Origin of the sequence: Sphingobium xenophagum (assembly GCF_002288285.1) — a bacterium.
In the GTDB taxonomy this organism is placed as follows: domain Bacteria; phylum Pseudomonadota; class Alphaproteobacteria; order Sphingomonadales; family Sphingomonadaceae; genus Sphingobium; species Sphingobium xenophagum.
The window spans coordinates 898,734-917,435 of record NZ_CP022745.1; the positions used below are offsets into that span (position 1 = coordinate 898,734).

At 61.5% G+C, this 18,702-nt stretch carries 11 protein-coding genes; 2 read left to right on the forward strand and 9 right to left on the reverse strand.

What is annotated here, in order from left to right:
• Positions 1-149 precede the first annotated feature (149 nt).
• Positions 150-1,421, forward strand: a complete 1,272-nt coding sequence (locus CJD35_RS04450; RefSeq protein ID WP_017181201.1) for an outer membrane beta-barrel protein — start codon at positions 150-152, stop codon at positions 1,419-1,421.
• 102 nt (positions 1,422-1,523) lie between these two features.
• On the opposite strand, the gene CJD35_RS04455 is transcribed toward CJD35_RS04450, so the two are convergent.
• The 9 genes from CJD35_RS04455 to CJD35_RS04495 form a co-directional block, all read right to left on the reverse strand.
• Positions 1,524-2,861, reverse strand: a complete 1,338-nt coding sequence (locus CJD35_RS04455; RefSeq protein ID WP_017181202.1) for an HlyD family type I secretion periplasmic adaptor subunit — start codon at positions 2,859-2,861, stop codon at positions 1,524-1,526.
• Between the two features lie 21 nt (positions 2,862-2,882).
• Positions 2,883-4,631, reverse strand: a complete 1,749-nt coding sequence (locus CJD35_RS04460; protein WP_241763563.1) for a type I secretion system permease/ATPase — start codon at positions 4,629-4,631, stop codon at positions 2,883-2,885.
• 62 nt (positions 4,632-4,693) lie between these two features.
• Complete coding sequence (locus tag CJD35_RS04465; protein WP_017181204.1) at positions 4,694-6,550, reverse strand: acyltransferase family protein; 1,857 nt, start codon at positions 6,548-6,550, stop codon at positions 4,694-4,696.
• A 456-nt stretch (positions 6,551-7,006) separates the two neighbouring features.
• Positions 7,007-7,423 (reverse strand): calcium-binding protein, encoded by a 417-nt coding sequence (locus CJD35_RS04470; protein WP_017181205.1) that lies wholly within the window; start codon positions 7,421-7,423, stop codon positions 7,007-7,009.
• A 477-nt stretch (positions 7,424-7,900) separates the two neighbouring features.
• Positions 7,901-8,944 carry an acyltransferase family protein gene (locus CJD35_RS04475; protein WP_017181206.1) on the reverse strand — a complete coding sequence of 348 codons (1,044 nt, stop codon included), beginning with the start codon at positions 8,942-8,944 and terminating at the stop codon, positions 7,901-7,903.
• Positions 8,941-10,440: a lipopolysaccharide biosynthesis protein gene (locus tag CJD35_RS04480; protein ID WP_244917211.1), complete on the reverse strand. Its 1,500-nt coding sequence runs from the start codon at positions 10,438-10,440 to the stop codon at positions 8,941-8,943. Before CJD35_RS04480 ends, CJD35_RS04475 begins: the two co-directional genes overlap by 4 nt.
• A gap of 97 nt (positions 10,441-10,537) precedes the next feature.
• Positions 10,538-11,122: a sulfotransferase family protein gene (locus tag CJD35_RS04485; protein WP_017181208.1), complete on the reverse strand. Its 585-nt coding sequence runs from the start codon at positions 11,120-11,122 to the stop codon at positions 10,538-10,540.
• 173 nt (positions 11,123-11,295) lie between these two features.
• A complete protein-coding gene (locus tag CJD35_RS04490) occupies positions 11,296-12,450 on the reverse strand; it encodes a glycosyltransferase family 4 protein (RefSeq protein WP_017181209.1) in 1,155 nt (384 codons plus the stop codon).
• On the reverse strand, positions 12,447-14,312 hold the full coding sequence (locus CJD35_RS04495) for an acyltransferase family protein (protein ID WP_017181210.1): 1,866 nt from the start codon (positions 14,310-14,312) through the stop codon (positions 12,447-12,449). The genes CJD35_RS04490 and CJD35_RS04495 overlap by 4 nt, the downstream gene beginning before the upstream one ends.
• A 453-nt stretch (positions 14,313-14,765) precedes the next feature.
• Here CJD35_RS04495 and CJD35_RS04500 point away from each other — a divergent pair, with 453 nt between their 5' ends.
• Positions 14,766-18,533 (forward strand): putative Ig domain-containing protein, encoded by a 3,768-nt coding sequence (locus CJD35_RS04500; RefSeq protein ID WP_244917212.1) that lies wholly within the window; start codon positions 14,766-14,768, stop codon positions 18,531-18,533.
• Positions 18,534-18,702: the final 169 nt, after the last annotated feature.

Below are 18,702 nucleotides of genomic sequence, written 5' to 3' on the forward strand. Positions count from 1 at the left end.
TGTGATGCCTGCCCGGGCAGGCGCTTCTCGTACAAAAAGGGCGACCATGCGCGCCCTGCATTTTGATGGTTAGCCGGAGATTTACAGGCATCGACTCTGGTGTATAGAGGCCGGTGACCATGATACGTCAGGCCGCTTGGGGGTTTCAATTGAAACATTACTTCTGGATCGCGGCGACTGCCGCGGTCACATCCATCCCCGTAACGGGTTATGCGCAACAAATCCCCGACGATGTCGGCGTGGCAGCCCGTGTCCCTGACGAATATAAGCCCATCGGCGGCCGGATCGGCACGGTCTTTGTCTATCCGGCGCTGACCTACGACCTGACCGGCACCGACAATGTGGTGGCATCGGACGCAGACCGCCGGGGCGACGCCTATGTCACTCTGGCCCCCCGTGTCACCATGGCCCGCAACAGCCAGCAATCGAGCCATGTCGTCCAGCTGTTCAATTCCAACCGGTTTCATTTCGATTCAAAGGATGAGAATTTTTCGGAATTCGGCGTCCTGACCCGCAACCGCTGGGGCGCGGTCGACAGCGCGAACATCACATTCGAAGCATCCGCCCAGCGCGAAGTGGATCAACGCACGGGCCGCAACAATGTCACCTTGGCGCGCTCGCCCGTCCATCATGGTCGGTTCGACGGCGAACTGGCCTATGCCTTTTCCGCTGGCCGGTTGAGCTATCGCTTTGGCGTCCATGGCAGGCGGGTCGATTTTGCCGACGCCATCAGCCGCACCGGCACCGTCATCGACCAGGATTTTCGCGACTATAGCCAATTGGGCGGCAATGCCCGGCTTGGCTATCGGGTGCGCGAGGGGATCGATGTCATCGGTCAGGTCGATTATGACCGTTTCTATTATGACCTGGGGCCGGGGGAACCTGGCTTTCCTTCGGGTCTGGCGCCCGATCGCAACTCCTATCGCGTAAAGGGTGAAGTCGGGCTGGGCTTTGACATAAGCCAGCGCCTCTATGGCGTCGCGACGATCGGCTATCTGACCCGCAAATATCGCGATCAGGTGCCCCAGCTTCGCGATGTCAGCAGCCTGTCCTACAATATCAACCTGCTGTGGAATCCGACCGAATATCTGACGGTGCGGGTCAATGGCCTGCGCGATATTCAGGAAACCGCGTCGCCGCTGGTGGCTGGCGACCAGTTCACACGCGGAACGGTGGCCGTCGACTATGTGCCCACGCCCGCGCTGCTGTTCACGGCCAGCGCGAATGCGGTCCATTATAATCCGGTCGGCGTGACGACCGGCAATGCGACGGAATATGGCGCCAGCCTGCTTGGGCGCTATCGCCTCAATCGCCGCTGGTCCGTTACATCGCGGGTTTCCTATAATGGCCGCGACACCAATTCGCCGATCGACAGTTTCGACGGCATCTGGGTGAGCATGGGCATCGTCCTGACGCTGTAAGCGACGCCCGCCGCCGCGCGTTTGTGCGGGCGCCAGTCCATCGTCCTTATCGCACGGGTCTTTCCGGGCCAGCGGCACCCTGCCGCCCGCCCGGAAAATGCGCTAGTCGTGCCGGAAAGCGCGGTAGAGCTGGTCTCTCAACGGCTTGACCAGATAGCTCAGCATCGAACGTTCGCCGGTCTTGATGAAGGTTTCCACGGGCATGCCGGGTTTCAGCTTCAAACCGTCCAGCTTTTTCAGCTCGTCCTTCGTCACCTGAACGCGCGTGACATAATAGGGCATGCCGTTGCGCTCATCGGTGCGGCGATCCCCTGACACATAGACGACCGTTCCGGCGATTTCGGGCGTCGTGCGCATGTTGAAGGCGGAAAAGCGCAACATGGCCGGCTGGCCGGGGCTGACCTGATCGATATCAGCGATGGAGATGCGCGCCGTCACCTCCATATCGTCGCCATCGGGGATCAGTTCGATCAGCGTTTCGCCCGCGGGCACGATCCCGCCGATGGTCGCGAACTTGATCTTGTCGACGACGCCATCGGATGGCGCGCGGATCGCATTGCGTTCATCGTCCGTGATCGCGGTGATATTGTTGCGGCGAAGTTCGATGAGCTGCGACTGGACGGTGGCGAGATCAGTCCCCGCCTGCCCGCTCAGATCGGACGTGATCGATATGCCCTGCTGGCTGATTTCCGACAGTCGCGCCCGCGCCTGCGCGGCCTGAACCCGCGCGTCGGCCACGCTGCTGTGCGCGGCGATGGCGGCCCGTTCCAGCGACCTCAGCTTATCGAGCGTGGTATAGCGTTTTTCCCACAGCATCCGGGTGGCCGCCAGCTGATCGTCCATCAGTTCCGCCTGCTTTTGCAGCGACACGACCTGATCGTCGAACCCGGCGATCTGCGTCTGGGTCTGGCGAATCCTCTCCTGCACCTGCGCTTCCTGACCGCCGCGCGATGCCCGTCGGAACGCAAAGGCGCGCTGTTCGACACGCATGATTTCCGCAACCGCCGGATCCTTGGCGCGGGCGCGCAGCGATGCCGGGAAAATGATCGACGGCAATCCGTCCCGCTCCGCGATCAGCCTGGCTTCGCGCGCTTCAAGCTGGTCGATATTCGCGCCGGTCATCGCCGCCGATGCTGAACTGACCCGATTGTCGAGGGCCATCAGCAACTGCCCCTTCTTGACATGCTGGCCTTCACGCACGGGCAAATCCTTGATCACGCCGCCCGTCGGATGACCAATCTGCCGGATGCGGCTTTCAACCGTCACTTCCCCGGACCCGATGACGGCGCTGGCCATCGGCAAAAAGGCCGCCAGACCGCCCAGCACGAAAACAAGTATGCCCACCAGCAGCATTGCGTTGCGCAGGCTGCGCGTCAGCTTGACGGCTGGCGTCATTTCGACAGGACGATCGCTGCGCTGGTCGGTGATCAGATAATACATGCCGAAATCCCTGTCGAACTGCTAAGCGGCGCCGGCCGACGAAATCGCCGCCGGCTTGTCGTCCACGCGGGGCGGGCGGGGCGCAGGCAGCTTCATTTTCTCCATCACCTTATCACGCACGCCAAACAACTGCATCTGGCCATTCGACATCACGAGCAGATGGGTGACATGGGTCAGGATATTGGAGCGATGCGCAACGATGATGGCAATCGCATTACGCGCGCGCGCCGCCTGGATCGCCGCGCCCAGCGCGTCTTCGCCATTGGCGTCCAGATTGGAATTGGGCTCGTCCAGCGCGATCAGGAAGGGATCGCCATAAAGCGCCCGCGCCAATGCCACGCGCTGACGCTGGCCAGCGGACAAATTGCCGCCATTGGTGCCAAGGGGGTGATTATAGCCCTTGGGCAGCTTGACGATCATGTCATGGACATCGGCCGATTTGGCGGCGGCGACAATGTCTTCCGACCGGGCTTCCGGGTCGAAACGCGCGATATTCTGCGCGATGGTGCCGTCGAACAGGTCCGTCATCTGCGGCATGAAGCCGATATGCGCGCCCAAAATGTCCGGGTCCCACTGGTCGATCGACGCGCCGTCCAGCCTGACCGCGCCGCGCAAAGGCTCCCATATCCCGACCAGGCCGCGCAACAGGCTGGACTTGCCAGACCCCGACGCGCCGATAATCCCCAGCACGTCGCCGCCGTTCAGGGTGAAGGTGACATCGCTGACGGTCACCTTCTTCGCGCCGGGCGGGCCAAGCGTCAGCCCTTCCACCGACAATTGCTGACTTGGCGGCGGCAACTCCATGGTCGGCATCGGCGCCGGCACCTGCTTGAGCATAGCGTCGAGCCGCCGCCACGCCTGGACGCAGCCGGTCATGCCCTTCCAGTTGCTGATGACCGATTCGACCGGGGCGAGCGCCCGCGCGCTCAGGATGGAACCGGCAATGATCACGCCGCCCGACGCCAGATTGTCGATCACCAGCGCGGCGCCCGCAGCCAGCATCAGGGATTGAAGCAACATGCGGAAAGTCTTGCTGAGCCCCTGCATCCGACCGCCCACATCGGCGAGCCGGTCGGTCGACCGGACGAAGGCGGCGGTCGCGTCTTCCCACGATTGCCGGGCGCGGCGATGCATGCCCAGAGCATAGATGACTTCGGCATTACGCCGGCACATTTCGATCAGCATCGATCGGCTGGAGCCGATCTGCGTCGCCTTCATCGTGGCCGATTTGGTCATGCGGTCGGCGGCCAGCATGATGGCGACCAGCACGACAACGCCGATCGACGCGAGCACGCCCAGCGTCCAGTGGAACATGAACAAGACGGCCAGATAGAGAAAGACCCACGGCAGATCGAGCAGGGCCAGCGGCCCCGACCCCGAAACATAGGAGCGGATCGCGTCCAGATCGCGCGCGGCCTGCGTCCCTTCGGGCATTTCGCGCCGCCGCAACTCCATCTTGGTAATGACGTCGAAGACGCGCGGCGTGATTTCCCGGTCGACCAATGCGCCGATCTGGATCATCGCCCTGGACCGCAACAGGTCCAGCACCCCCTGAAAGCAATAGACAATAGTGATGATGATCAACAGGCCGACAAGCGTAGGGATGCTACGACTCGGCAATACCTCGTCATAGACCAGCAGCATGAAAAAGGAGCCGCCCAGCATCAGAATGTTCAGCACCGCGCTGATTATGCTGATTTGTCCTATGGCGAAGCGGAATCGACGGAGCGCCGAACCGATTTCCGATTCCGAATCAAATACCTTCAGCATCAATTTGTCCTGCATCAAGCCGCAAGCCGCCCCGTCCGACTTGGCGTCTTATGAACAGAGTTCTACATATTCTTGCCAGAACGAGAAAGCGAGTTCGTGGAATTCTGCCAGAATTCCCGCGTGACCCATCTGGCTGCGAACAGGGTTAGATGATTGGCATCAAAATATAGTGAACGCCCATCCCGCGCGAGCGCGCATGACGTGCGGTTGCATAGCGTGTCAGATGGCCGAAGCACAGCGATATCCGACGGCACGTTGCGGGCAAGCCAGTTCAATGTATCGCGGTCCGCCGCTTCCCACGCCGCGCGGGATATGGCCGGGGTGCCGCCATTGGCAAGATGGGTGGGGACGTCGAATCCCGGGAAAGGTACGGGACCAATGATTCGCACGGTCTTTCCCGCGCGCCGGAGCATCGCAATCGTCCGGTCCAGCCCTTGAAAGAAGCCGGGCGCGTCCTGATAGGTGTGATAGCGCATGGCCAGCACCACCGTGTCGATCGGCTGTGCCGCGATCCAGTCCGCCACCCTTTGGTTATGCGCCTTGCACCCCGCACGATAGGGATCATCAAAGCCGATCGCGGGGGGACAGTGGGAATAGGTGATCTGGGTAATCGCATGGTCGCCGACGGCCAGCGCCTTGGCCAGCTCCACGCCATGACTGTCGCCCCACAGGACAGCCTTGCTTGCGCCTGCGCCAAGCACGCAGGATCGATCGAGCGGCCGGTCATGCCCCTCGTCGCGGTGGCACCGTCCCCGCTGCGGGCTGACATCGTAACGGCCATTGTCATAGGCGACCGTCGAGGCGGCAAAACGCTCCGGCCAGCCATGCTTGACCCACAGCGCGGCGCTGCCCGCCACCAGAATCAGCGCGCCCACCGCCGCCAGCATGAACAGGCGGGCGCGGCCGACACGGTCCTTTTTCCGAAATGGCTGCTCGACCCAGAAATAGGACAGGGTCGCGGCCGCCAGAGACAGGCCGACAATGATGGCGGACCCGGCCGCGCCCAGGGCGAACAGGCCCAGGAACCGGCCATAAACGACGATCGGCCAGTGCCACAGATAGAGCGAATAGGAGATCAGGCCGATCGCGACGGGCAATCGCATCGACAATAGCCGGCCGACGAGGGTGCCGGGCGCGCTGTGCAACAGGGCGACGCTGCCCAGCACGGGCAGCAGCGCGGCATAGCCGGGAAACGGCGTCTGGTCGGTGAAGCTGAATATCGCCACCAGAATCGCGGCAGCCCCCGCCAGGCTCACGACTTCGCGCGCCATGGGCGATCGGACCTGTGGCACAGCGCCCAGCGCAAGCAGGGAGCCGGCGAACAATTCCCAGGCGCGGGTATGAATCAGGTAAAAGCTGGCATCGGGATAGGGCTTTGTCAGGACGATGCAGGCCACCAGCGATGCGACCGCCATGGCGGCGACAACCGGCAGACGATAACGCGGCGCATAACGGGCGAGCAGGAAGAGGATGACCGGAAAGAAGATGTAGAACTGCTCTTCGACGCCCAGCGACCAGGTGTGCAGCAGCGGCTTTTGTTCGGAATCGCCGGAGAAATATCCCGACTTCATCCAGAAGATGATGTTGGACACGAACAGCAAGGTGCCGATGACCGTGCCGGGCAGTTCGCGCAGGAAACTGGGCAGCAATATCGCAACGCCGCCGACCAGCACGGCAAGCAACAGCACGAACAGGGCAGGAAAGATGCGCCGGATGCGCCGTTCGTAAAAGGTGACCAGCGAAAAACGCCCGGCATCAATGTCCTTGGCCAGGATGGAGGTGATCAGATAGCCCGAAATGACGAAAAATATATCGACGCCGACATAACCACCATCGAACCCCGCCACATGGGCGTGGAAAAGCACGACGGGCAGTACCGCGAGTGAACGAAGTCCGTCGATATCCCTGCGGTAGATCATCTATCTGCTCGCCCCCCAAAGGCATTTAGCGCCAGCCACCTGCCGATAGTCGGCTCCGCGCCACACATCCATCCTGCCGTTACGGCGCGCGTGTTAAACTGGCACAGCACCAATCCGACACAGAGCTAACCGATACAGGCTATCCGTTACAGGGGCGCCAATCATGCGACCGATGCCCCCTGCCCTCATTCCTGCCTTTGCAGGGATGCAACGGCTTTGCAATCCATCCGCCAGGGGATGATTTGCCAGCAGCAAAGATGAAAACGCCCCAGTCGCGCAAGTCGCGACAGACCGGCATGGCGTAGAGCCGCGTTATGGCGCACCAAAGCAAATTGCCGCTGACTCTGGTGGATCATATCCCCAGCGTCAGCGGCAATTTACTGTTCACAAGATGAAGGCAGGCAAATCGACCGGTGCAGCGCTGTTTGTCTGCACCAGCCGAATAGCCCAGCTAGATCAGGGAAGAATGTCGGCGATTGCGTAGGTCTTGTACGCGCCGTTTTCCCAGAACTTCAGAGCTTCGATGTTCTTGAGCGTGTCACGGCCGTCGCGACCACCGACGCTGTCGATGATGATGACTTCGCCACGATCGTTCAGATAGATGGTGTAGTCGCTCAGCGCACCACGATATTGGGCGGTGTCATAGTCCGCGCCGCCATTGAGGTCGTCATTGCCGTCGCCACCGAACAGCAGGTCGTCGCCCTGGTTGCCGGTGATGCCATCATCGCCAGCGCCGCCGGAGATGAAGTCATCCCCCAAACCGCCGCGAATCCGGTCGTTGCCGTCGCCACCCGCAATCTGGTCCGACGCATCGGTGCCGGTCAGATCGTCTGCGGTGTTGCCGTTGCCCGGCGTACCCTTAATGACTGCCATAAGACATCTCCTGTTAGTTAATGTTGCTCAACTGCTGCGCCCGCGAATTCATTTCACTGCTTCAAGCGGTTATAGCCAGAGACGTTTGCTGCCTCGTTGTCCGCGGGGCGTTAGTAACTTGGTAACTATATCACGTCAATGCTTCGCCGTTACGCTATTGCGAGATTGCCTCTATTTGAGACAGTAAACATAGATTGTCATAATTTCCGCAAACTCGCCCCGCAGGTCCATGCCGCCGCAACAATCGACTCGACAGCAACAGTCATGCGCCGGACGATGCGACAAGTGACGCCTTGAAACGCCGGATTTCGGGGGATGCAGGAGCTAAGCGCCGCGAACCTGTGGTCGCGGCCTGGGATGTATCCGTCGTATGGATTCCATCGCCACGATTTTGTCAAGTCATTCCGCATCATCTCGCATGCGCGAAATTTGCATGAAAAAAAATTTAACGGCGTTCCGCCATCTATATTTTACGTCCTAGTTCGCCGCGGCAATGCGCGATTTGTCCTTGCCCAGTCCGGTAAGGGTCAACAGGTTCAGTCGAGCCGCAAGTGCATAGCCAATCAGCGAAAAAACCAGGCCGGAGGTGGAAACGATCAGGATTCGCAGGTCCAGATTCAAATCCGGCGCGACGCGATGCAAGATGATTCGCGCCGCCGACATGGGCAGAATGTGCAGGACGTAGATCGGCATCGATCGTTGGCCGATCCACCCCAGCACTTGTCCCACGCGATAACCCGCGATCGCCTGGGCCAGCGCCAGCAGCAGGATGATCCCCGCAAAGCCGCCAGGGACCAGCCAGCCCGAATAGAGACCAATCCCCCTGTCAAACCCCAGCCAGATCGTGGCGCCCAGCACGACCAGCGCGATCGGCCACCATTTGCCCGTCATCTGCGACCGGTTGGTGGACAATATGGCCCCGGCAACGAAGAATATCCCGAAATGACAATAGCGCGCGAAGGTTTCCCGCATCGGAAAGACATCGACCAGTCCGCAGGCGACCACCGCGACCAGCAGCCAGAAGGAAAGGTTCCGGCTGATCGCCATGCACAGGAAGAACAGGAACAGCACGCCCAGAAACCAGAAATGCAGGGCGGGAAAGAACAGTATCCGCCACAGATCGTCCATGGGAACAGCCTTGTTCACATAGGAGGCCATGACGTTGTTGATGAGGATATAGATGAGCGACCAGAGCACGGCCGGCCACCAGGTCGTCGCCAGCTTGTCCTTCAGATAAGGCCCCCTGCCCTTCTTCAAGGCACGCGGCACCCAATAGCCCGCCGCGATGAAGAAGAAGGCCATGTGGAATATATAGACGCTATAGTCGAGCAACGGCCAGATCGACCCGGCCCCCGCCGTCCCGGCATTGAGAAAGCCGCGATAGGCGTGAAAGATGACGACGAGCAGGATCGCGATGCCCCGGCCCACGTCCAGATGGGCGAGCCGTGGCCGCTCCGGCGCGCTCTGTGGCGCGCTTGCGGCCTCTGGCGCTGCGGATGCCTCAATCGCTGGGCCGCTCATTTGCCCGACTCCATCCCTTTGTTCTTTTTCTGGCCCTTGCCGCCCATAAGCTCCGCCAGATGGCCGCGCATCCACAACAGGAAAACCAGCGTGGTGGCCAGGAGAAGATATAGCATCTTCACCCCTTCCCATAGCCATTCGAACGCCATGTCGGTGCGCAACGACATGACCAGCGCCGGCAGGAATACGATGAGGAGGCCGCACAGGGACGATGACAGGGTGAGCTCATTCTCCTCATAGCGGCTCACGACGCCCCGGCCCGCCATCAGCCCGACGGTCGAGACCAAAGCAACCGCCCAGGCAACACCCTGCACGCCCCAATGGCCGCCCGCGACATAGGCCGCCGCCAGCGAGGCCGCGGAGGTGGAGATGGTCACGACCGAAACCGAGACGGTGCGTTTGAGGAACAGGAGCTGGCGCTGCTGAAACTGCGACTGGATCTGGACATAGGATGCCAGCAGCAGCGGCCCCAGAATCGGCAGGGTCGCAGCATAGCCGGGCGGCAGGACGAGCCGGATGATGTCGGGCAGGAACAGGATGGACCCGATATAGACCGGCGTTACCACGCCCAGCAGCATCTGGCGAATCATGTGCAGCCGCGCCTTGACGTCCGCGCCCGTGCTGGTCCGCAACCGCATATATTGCGGATTGAGCCACATTTCGATGGAATCGGTGAGCATGGTCAGCATGGCGACCATCGAACTGCCCAGGAAGAACATGCCGACATCGGCGACCGACATGACGCTCGCGACGATCAGCCGCTGGGCGGGAATGCGGCCCCATTCCGCCAGTTCGCGCGGCAGGAGCGGCAGGCCGTAGCTGTAGAGCGCCGTGATTTCCGATCGGTCGGACCGGCCGGACGCAGGCAGTTGGTTGCGGAACAGATAGGATCGGATCGCCGCACCGAAAACCGCCGACCCGACCGTCGCCAGCAAGGCGCCCTGCAGGCCCCAGCGCAACTGGAACACGAACAGGAACGACAACAGGATCAGCGCCGCCATCTGCACCAGGCGATAGGTGGCGAACATGCCCGGCTTGTCGAGCGTGCGCGCGACGATATCGAAAATCTTGCTGCTGCGCATGACATAGGCATAGACCAGCATCAGCAGCAGATAGGGCCAGCTGGGTAGATGATTGCTGACCAGATGGTCCCACATCGACAGGCAGATGAGGCCCGCCACGACGACCAGCGTCAGCCCGATCAGCCGGGTCAGTCGTATGACCCGCGCCAGAAAGGCCTTCCCGGCGTCGCCATCATGCTTGAAATCGAAATATTGCCGCAGGATGGCTTGGGTCACGCCCAGGTTGGTGACGACGTCGATCAACGCCGCGATGGTGATCAAAATGGCGTAGGAACCCAGTTCGCCGGGCGTCAGGCGATAGGCGTAAAGCAGCGTCAGCACGCCGCTTGCGCCGCGCGTCACCACATTGACGAAACCATATGTCAATATGGACGCCAGCCAATATGGCATCTGCCGTCGCCGCGCTGTCGCCATCGGATGTGCCCCTGCTACCCCTACACCGCCCACAAAGGGGCCGGTTCATCCGATCGATTGACAACCCGTCGAGCGGGCTGGCCGCACGCCTGTCCCCTCAGGCGGCCTCATTCACATTGGCCTTGCCCCACCAGGCAAGCTCGACCCCCAGCCGTTCGCTCAATATCTGCGGCGCCTTTGGGTCTTCAATATCATATTCGAAGAATTTGGGGTCCGACCCCAGCAACCGGCGACAGGCATCATAATGCCCCTCGATCCAGGTCAGCAATTCGCTGTCCTTGGCGCCAAAGCCCTTGGGCAGGCCGGGAATGTCGGACGCAATGAAGCGTTTGCGCATGTCCAGCCAGCGATTCATGCTCGACACCACCTTGACCGGATCACGATAGTTCAGCGCCAGCAGGCAATCGGGATGATAGCGCCGGATGGCCGCGATGATCTGGAAATCCAGGTTCGGCCAGTAATTCAGCTTGTGCCGCGGCAGACACACGTCCGCCTGGGTGATGCAATCAATGTTGCCAAAGTCACGCAATGGATCTTCACCCGCCATATAGGCGTCATAGATCATCTTGCCCAAGAATTTGTCGCCCTGCCGCCAATGAAGCGTGGACATGCCACTGGCTTCCAGCGCCTTGTGCAGCGTAGTCGTACCCGACTTGGGAAAGCCAATGACGAACAGTTTCATAAAGCCGCTCCTGATTTCCTAGCGCTGCAATGCCGTAAAAGCCTGTGCAGCATCCCCGACGCCTCTGCTATACGCAGGCCGCGTCACCATGCAATCGCCATTCCTTCCGTTACGGCGAATTTGATCCTGCGCAGGGCTGCATTCCGTGCAGCAGGCGGTTGGTCGGCACCCGATCATCGCGCACGCAGCAACGCATTATAGGACCGCATCATGGCGGCGAAGGTGAACAGGGCCGCGCGCTCGGCAATGATGGCGTCCAGATCAGCGCCCTGCCCTTCTTCCGCCATGGCCCGCGCCCAGGCGGCGGGATCATCGAGCGGCAGCACCTGCCCGGCGGCGCGCCCATCGTCCCCGACGAGCGTTTCCACCTGTTCCGCAATATCGCTGACCAGGCAGGGCAGGCCGGCATGCAACGCCTCCAGCAGGGCGTTGCTTTGTCCTTCAAACCGCGATGGCTGGGCGAAAAGGTCGATCGCCGCCAGCAGATGCGGGACTTTGTCGCGCGGGACATCGCCCAGCAGATGCAGCCGGTCCTGCACGCCCAGGCTGTCGGCCAATGCGACGACCCGGTCATGCAGGCTGCCGCTGCCCGCCAGCACCAGATGGACATGGGCGGGACATTGGGCGAGCGCTTCGACCAGCAGTTCGGGGTTCTTCTGCTCCTCCAGCCGGCCCAGCGCGCCGACCAGCCGCCCATCTGTCGGCAAGCCGAACAGCGCGCGCGCCGCGCCCTTGTCCAGCGTGCTGCGTGGCCAGTCCTTCAGCCCGTTATGGATGACGACGGCCCGATCGCGCAGCCAGCGGGGATAGGCCGCGCATCCGGCCAGCATCGCGCGCGACACGCCCACGACATCGGTATAGCTGCCCAGCCATGCGGACAGGCGGTCGGCGGCGCGCATGACCGGCGAATAGGTGTCGCGCGGCACGCGAAAGGACATGATCCGGCGGCGAATTCCGGCCAGCCGCGCGACATTTGCGCCAACCACCGATGCCAGCGGCAGGAACATGATGATGACGTCGGGCCGGTGCGCGCGCAGGCACCGCCATAGCCGCACGATGATCCGCAGCATGTCGGCGGGCGTGCGGGGGACATGGCCCAGCAGCTTTTGCGCCGGATAGTCCGCGCCGTTCATCGGCTCGCGGTGATACAGGAACACGGCCTTGACCTCATGGCCGCTCGCCTCCAGCCCGGCGGCCAGCCGCAGCGCGGCGATCGGCGCGCCCGACGCATGGGTCATGGTCGTCAGGACCATGACCTTTCTGCCCTTTTCCGGTCTGCCCTTTTCCGGCAGATCATGCTGCCCGGCCTGCGGCGACATATGGGTCATCGGAAGCGGAACTGCGGCGCGATCTGCGCGACGATCAGATGCGATGCCTGGGTCGTCAGATGGCCTTCGTCAAACTGGAGCGGAATATGCTGGCCTGCCCATACGCGGCATGTGCCCCCCGGACAGATGGCCTCCTCCATCGAAATATAGCGCGCGCCCGCCCGCTCGACCGCAACCCGCATGGCCTTGTCCAGACCCGGTCCCGGTTCTCCCCGGAAAGAAGCGGACGACCCGCCGCTTTGATCGGGCCAGGCCTGCGCCAATATTTTGGGCAAGGGCAGTCGATATTCGACGCTGGGGCCGACGATGGTGACGGGCACGGCCGATCCGATCCGCGCGATGGTGTCGCCGATGCGGCGAGCATCGCCCTTTTTCCAGCGCGCGGAAATGATCACGCCGTCGAGCTGCTTCCCATGGGCGGCGGCGAAATCGAACGCCTTGCTGATGACCTGCGTGCATCGCTCCGGCCCGGCAAAGCGGCCAAGCGGCATGCAGCCCGAAGCATTGGCCTGAAGGAAATGCACATCGGGAAACGCCTTGGTCAGCCCGGCATAGAGATGGGCCGCATGACTGTCGCCGATCAGCAGGACGTTACGCGCGCCGGCACGCAGCGACAGGCATTGGACCGCGTCATAATCCTGCGCGCCCGATCCGCTGGCGATGAAGCAGGTGCCATTGCGCATGGCCGCGCGCGGTGGCGTCTGAAACGCCAATATCTGTTCGGGAACGGCATAGTCGGGCCATATCGCCTTGCGCGCCGGAGCGATCAGCAGGGCCAGCGCCGTGACCGCGACGAAGCTGCCGACCGCCCAGCCATAGACCGGTCCCATGCGGGAATCGGCCCCATGGGGTTTGCGGAACGGCCGTTCGACAAAGCGCCAGGACAGGATGGCAAGCGCCGTGATGATCGCCAGCAGGATCAGCTTGTCGGCCTTGTCGAGTTCGCCAGTCCTTGAGGCATAAAATACGATGACCGGCCAATGCCAGATATAGAGCGAATAGGATATGAGGCCCACAAAGCGCGCCGGTGCCAGCGACAAAAGGCGGGTCGGGAGCGTCTGGAAACCGGCGCCCGCATGGATGAGCGCCGCCGCGCCAAGGCAGGCGGGCGCCGCCAGCAGGCCGGGAAAGGGCATTTTTTCCGAAATGAGCAGGATCGACCCGATGATCAGCAACAGTCCGCCGCCCGCAACGATTTCCGCCAGCGGGCGACTGCGGATGGCGGGCACCACGCCAACCGAGATCAACGATCCAAGCATCAACTCCCACGCCCGGAACGGCAGCAGGTAGAAGGCCGCTTCGGGTTGCAGCCTGACCATCACCACGGATGCCACGAAGCTGATGATCGTCAGCGCCACGAACACATAGCGCTGCACGGCAAAGCCAAAGCGCAGGATCAGCACCAGCAGCAGCGGCAGGACGATGTAGAATTGCTCCTCCACCGACAGCGACCAGGTGTGCAGCAGCGGGGATGTCTTGGCCCCGGCATCGAAATAGCCCGACTTTGCGTAGAACAGGATGTTCGAAACGAAGAAGATCGAACTGACCACCGTTCGCCCGATCTCCCGCCCTTCACTCGGAAAATATAGCAGCAGCGCGCCGACGCAGACGAACAGATAGACCGGTATCAGCGCCGGGACGATACGCCTGATGCGGCGTTCGTAGAAACGCACGATACTGTATCGCTCATTGGACAGGTCGTCATAGATGATCTTCGTGATCAGATAGCCGGAGATCACGAAAAACACGTCCACGCCAACGAAGCCGCCGGGGAACAGGCGGATCGCGCCAAGATGAAAGAAGAGCACGGGCAAGATCGCCAGCGAACGCAGCCCGTCAATGTCCTGGCGATATTTGATCATAGCCCCCACCGTCCCGCCGGTTTCGCGTGCAGGCCCCGACCCGGCCGGCCCCGCGCGCCGTCACCACCCCTTGCCATAAGTTATCGCGGCGCACCATGGCAACTGCGCAGATAGGCGGGCTCAGGGCGAACAGGGCGTGCAAAGTATAAATAAGCGCGCGCAAAGCGCCTCCGCCATCGCGGCTTCGCTGAAAAAATATTTTAGATTCAATCGAATAATGCCTCGCGCCTGCGTTGAGCCCGCAAACTCGGCGCAAGTCCGTATCAATACAGGACAGTATAATGACGATTTTGCGACGAACAGATTTTTGCTGCGCTTGCGTTGTGCTTAACCTTTGATTAGCCTTTTCGGGCAGGACAAATGTCACCGCGTTCCAGGCGTCCGGAAACGACATCTCATGCAAGAAAATAAAGCGATTTGAGGCACTTGTGTCTCATTCCTTTTGACATCCAGATGGGATTGACAGGCATGACGACAGACGGGCTATTTGAATTTGATATTGTCCCGTCCGACTATGTCGCTGAAGAGGATGGCGAAACCGGTACCGATACAGGCACTGATACCGGCACGGGCGATCCGGAAGGCGATTCGCCGCCACCCCCGCCGGTGAACAGCCCGCCGCAGGTCAATGGCGTGATCGAAGGTCAGCTGACCGGTCAGAACACGCCCTACTCTCTCGTCATACCCGCGACATTCTTCATTGATCCCGATGGCGACGCGCTGACCTACAGCGCCACCTTGTCCGACGGGTCCGCCCTGCCCGACTGGCTGACCTTCTCGCCCGACACGCTGACGTTCAGCGGTCGTGGCCCGACCGACGGGCACCATGACTATACGATATTCCTGAACGCCAGCGATCAAAGCGGCAGCGCGACGCTGGCGTTCGACCTGACCGTGTCGGAACGGCCCTTCGTCATTGGAACCCTGCCCAACCTGGTGGTCGAGGAGGATAGTTTCTTTTCCGTTACGATTCCGGCGACCGGCCTGTTTAATGACCCGGACAGCATATTGACCTTCGGCGGCAGCGTCGGTTCGGACGTCAACAGCTGGCTCAGCTTCGATCCGGCGACCATGACCTTTTCAGGCCAGATGCCGCAGGATTTTTCCAACTGGTTCAACCTGACCGTCTTTGCCACAGACGGCCCCAACAGAGCCCAGATCATTTTCCGCGTCGACGTCAACGACACGCCCGACGCGCCGCTGGACCTTAGCCTGCACACCACATGGGTGAACGAATTTTCGGACATCGGCACTCCGGTGGGCGAATTGTTCGTGGATGATCCGGACAAGGGCGACACCCATGTCTATTCGCTGGTGGACGATGCTGGCGGCGCCTTCGCCATCGTCGGCGACCAGCTGGTCGTCAACAGCGCGCTGGACATTCGCGCAGGCACGCAGCGCACCGTCGTGGTCCAGGTCGAGGATTCGACCGGCTTCACCTTTCAGAAATCGATCGACATCACGATCAAGGCCGCTCACGACACGATCATCTTCAGCGACGCGCCGCCAGCCACTACCATATTGTGGGTGTCGACGACCGGCGACGACGCGGCCGGGACCGGCAGCGCCGATTCCCCCTTCGCCACGATCCAGCATGCGATCGACAATGCAGGCCCCGGCACAGACATCATGGTGCGGGCCGGAACCTATAATGAAGCGCTCAACCTGAGTGTCGAAGGCACGACCGACGCCCCCATTCGGCTGATTTCCGCCGACGGCGCGGGCGCGGCCGTCATCGCGCCGCCCGCAGTCGCAGAAACCAGCGCCATATCCGGCCGGGGCACCGCCAATTGGGTGATAGACGGGTTCACGGTGCAGGGATCGGACACGATCGGCACCTATGGCGTCAATCTCGTCAGCCGCAATTTCGGCGCGAACGCCGCCTTTCAGGAAGGCTATGCGGGCGACAAGGTCGAAAATATCCTCCTGATCAACAATGTCTTTACCGATTGGGGCATTGACGCGATCCACATCGCCCAGAGCTTTGGCATCCAGATCGTCAACAACAGCATCATCGGCGCGCATGAACAGGGCATCGATTTTGTCGGCACGTCGAAATTGCTGATCCAGGGCAATGTCATTGACGAAATCACGTCCAAGGATGAATGGGAAGCGCTGGACGGACGCGATTACACCGGCGATTCCGCGATCACGGTGAAGGGCGGTTCCACTTTCGTCGAAATCCGCAACAATGTGATCGGCTCGACCGAAGGCCCCGCGATCAAGATCGGCAGCCCCACCGGCATCGCCTATCTGCCGATCGAGGTCGGCGCGGACGGGGACGGCGCGCATTTCGTCAATTATGAAGTGAAACATGCCGTGGTGAGCGGCAATATCGCGACCGATTATCCCACGTCGCTGCTGTTGCAAGGCGCGCAGGACGTGCTGGTCACCGACAATCTGTTCAACACGGCCAATATTTCCAGTGTCGCGCGGGGCGTCACAGCCAGCCTTTACGGCGTTGCGGAACAATATATTCCCAGGGGGCTGACCGGCTTTTCCGACGACATCAGCTTCGCCGACAATATCTTCAAAGGCAAGGCGCTGTTCACCAATGCGCCCGGAGCCACGACCTATGACCTGGGCGGCAACGCCGCCTTCGATCCGCTCGCCACATATGACCCGGAACAATATGGATTTGTCGGCGGTGTCGACGGTGGCATCGCGGTGGCCCGCGACCAGATCATCGGCAAGTCGGGCGACGATGTGCTGTACGGCGACCGGTCGGGCCATGCGACGGCGGATTATATCAGCGGCCAGCGTGGCGCGGACATGATGTATGGCGGCCTGGGCGATGACATCTATGTGTTCGACGACCGGAACGACCAGGCCATCGAAGCCGCGGGTGGCGGCCATGACGCAGTCATCCTGACTCGCAATGCGTCCGTGTACAAGGTCGGCACCAGTTCGATCGAGGACGTCTATACGCTGCGCGATCAGGATACCTCGATCAGCGGCAGCGCTGGCCGCAACCGGCTCTATGGCAATATCGGCAACGACAAGTTGCGCGGAGGCGCCGGGGATGACGACCTGTTCGGCGGCGCTGGCAATGACGAACTGGATGGCGGCGCGGACCATGACCGCCTCTATGGTGGCGTGGGCGACGACCGCCTGACCGGGGAAGCGGGCGACGATATATTGGATGGCGGCGCTGGCCGCGACATCATGCGCGGCGGCGACGGCAAGGATCTTTTGATCAGCTATGACGCCGACGGATTGATCGATGGCGGCCACAATATCGACACCATCTATCTCGACCGGTCGACCGCAACCGCCGACATCTTCGTCGACATCAGCTACACAAGTTCGTTCAACGCCAATAATAGCCCGATCCTGGAACTGTTCGACGGCACCCGCCTGGTCAATATCGAAACCTTGCAGATTGCGAGCGGCAGCGGGTCGGACATGCTGCGCGGCGGTGCCTATGCCGACCAGATTTCGGGCGGCGACGGCAATGATGTGATCGAGGGCATGGACGGCGACGATCTGATCTATGGCGGCAATGGCGACGACATCATCCAGGGCGGCAATGGCGTCGACAAGATCGATGGCAGCCGCGGGTTCGACTGGATCGATGCGGGCGCGGGCGATGACATCGTGACCAGCAACGATCCCGACCTGATGCTGATCGGCGGCGCGGGCAAGGATACGCTGGCCCTCAACCGGTCGCAGTTCAGCGACGCGCAGATTGTCGATCTTTCGTTGCAGGAACAGGCCGGGGTGATCGTCACGCTGGCCGACGGCACGCAGATTACCGGCTTTGAAACCTTCAACTATTCGGCCGGATCGGGCGACGACATCATCACGCTGGGTGCCGGTTCCGATCGGCTGACCGGCGGCAAGGGCTTTGACATATTGTCCGGCGGCAACGGCAATGATGTCATATCCGGCGGCGCCGACGACGATATCATCTATGGCGGCGGCGGACGGGACAAGATTTCGGGCGATGGCGGCGCTGACACGCTCTATGGCGGGTTGGGCGAGGATACGTTCCAGTTCAAGGTCGGGCATGTTCAGGGCGACATAATCGCCGATTTCGAGGGGGCCGGGGTAGCGACCGGCGACCGGCTGGAATTTTCAGGATATGGGCCGGGCGCGACACTGACCTATAATAACGCCACGCAGTTGTGGACCATCGCGACGGCGGACAACAGCATCCAGAACAGTTTTCAGATACTGAACGTCACTGCGCTCAGCAGCGCCGACTATATCATTCTATGATCGCATAGTCGCGGGCGTTGATGCCGTTGCATCGACGCCCATGGTCATGATAGAAGATAAAGCGCCTGCCAAGTAGGCCGCGCAATTTTCCTGGCTGTGGCCAAAGGATATAGTGTGGATTTTCGGGCGTCGTCCGGCCCAGAAAGCTATAACGGATGACCGCGAAATA

Coding starts and splice junctions, on each gene's coding strand:
- CJD35_RS04475 (WP_017181206.1), bottom strand. CDS start 8,944: ATGAGCGGCCCAGCGATTGAGGCATCCGCAGCGCCAGAGGCCGCAAGC.
- CJD35_RS04480 (WP_244917211.1), bottom strand. CDS start 10,440: ATGGCGACAGCGCGGCGACGGCAGATGCCATATTGGCTGGCGTCCATA.
- CJD35_RS04495 (WP_017181210.1), bottom strand. CDS start 14,312: ATGATCAAATATCGCCAGGACATTGACGGGCTGCGTTCGCTGGCGATC.
- CJD35_RS04465 (WP_017181204.1), bottom strand. CDS start 6,550: ATGATCTACCGCAGGGATATCGACGGACTTCGTTCACTCGCGGTACTG.
- CJD35_RS04490 (WP_017181209.1), bottom strand. CDS start 12,450: ATGACCCATATGTCGCCGCAGGCCGGGCAGCATGATCTGCCGGAAAAG.
- CJD35_RS04500 (WP_244917212.1), top strand. CDS start 14,766: ATGGGATTGACAGGCATGACGACAGACGGGCTATTTGAATTTGATATT.
- CJD35_RS04485 (WP_017181208.1), bottom strand. CDS start 11,122: ATGAAACTGTTCGTCATTGGCTTTCCCAAGTCGGGTACGACTACGCTG.
- CJD35_RS04455 (WP_017181202.1), bottom strand. CDS start 2,861: ATGTATTATCTGATCACCGACCAGCGCAGCGATCGTCCTGTCGAAATG.
- CJD35_RS04470 (WP_017181205.1), bottom strand. CDS start 7,423: ATGGCAGTCATTAAGGGTACGCCGGGCAACGGCAACACCGCAGACGAT.
- CJD35_RS04460 (WP_241763563.1), bottom strand. CDS start 4,631: ATGCTGAAGGTATTTGATTCGGAATCGGAAATCGGTTCGGCGCTCCGT.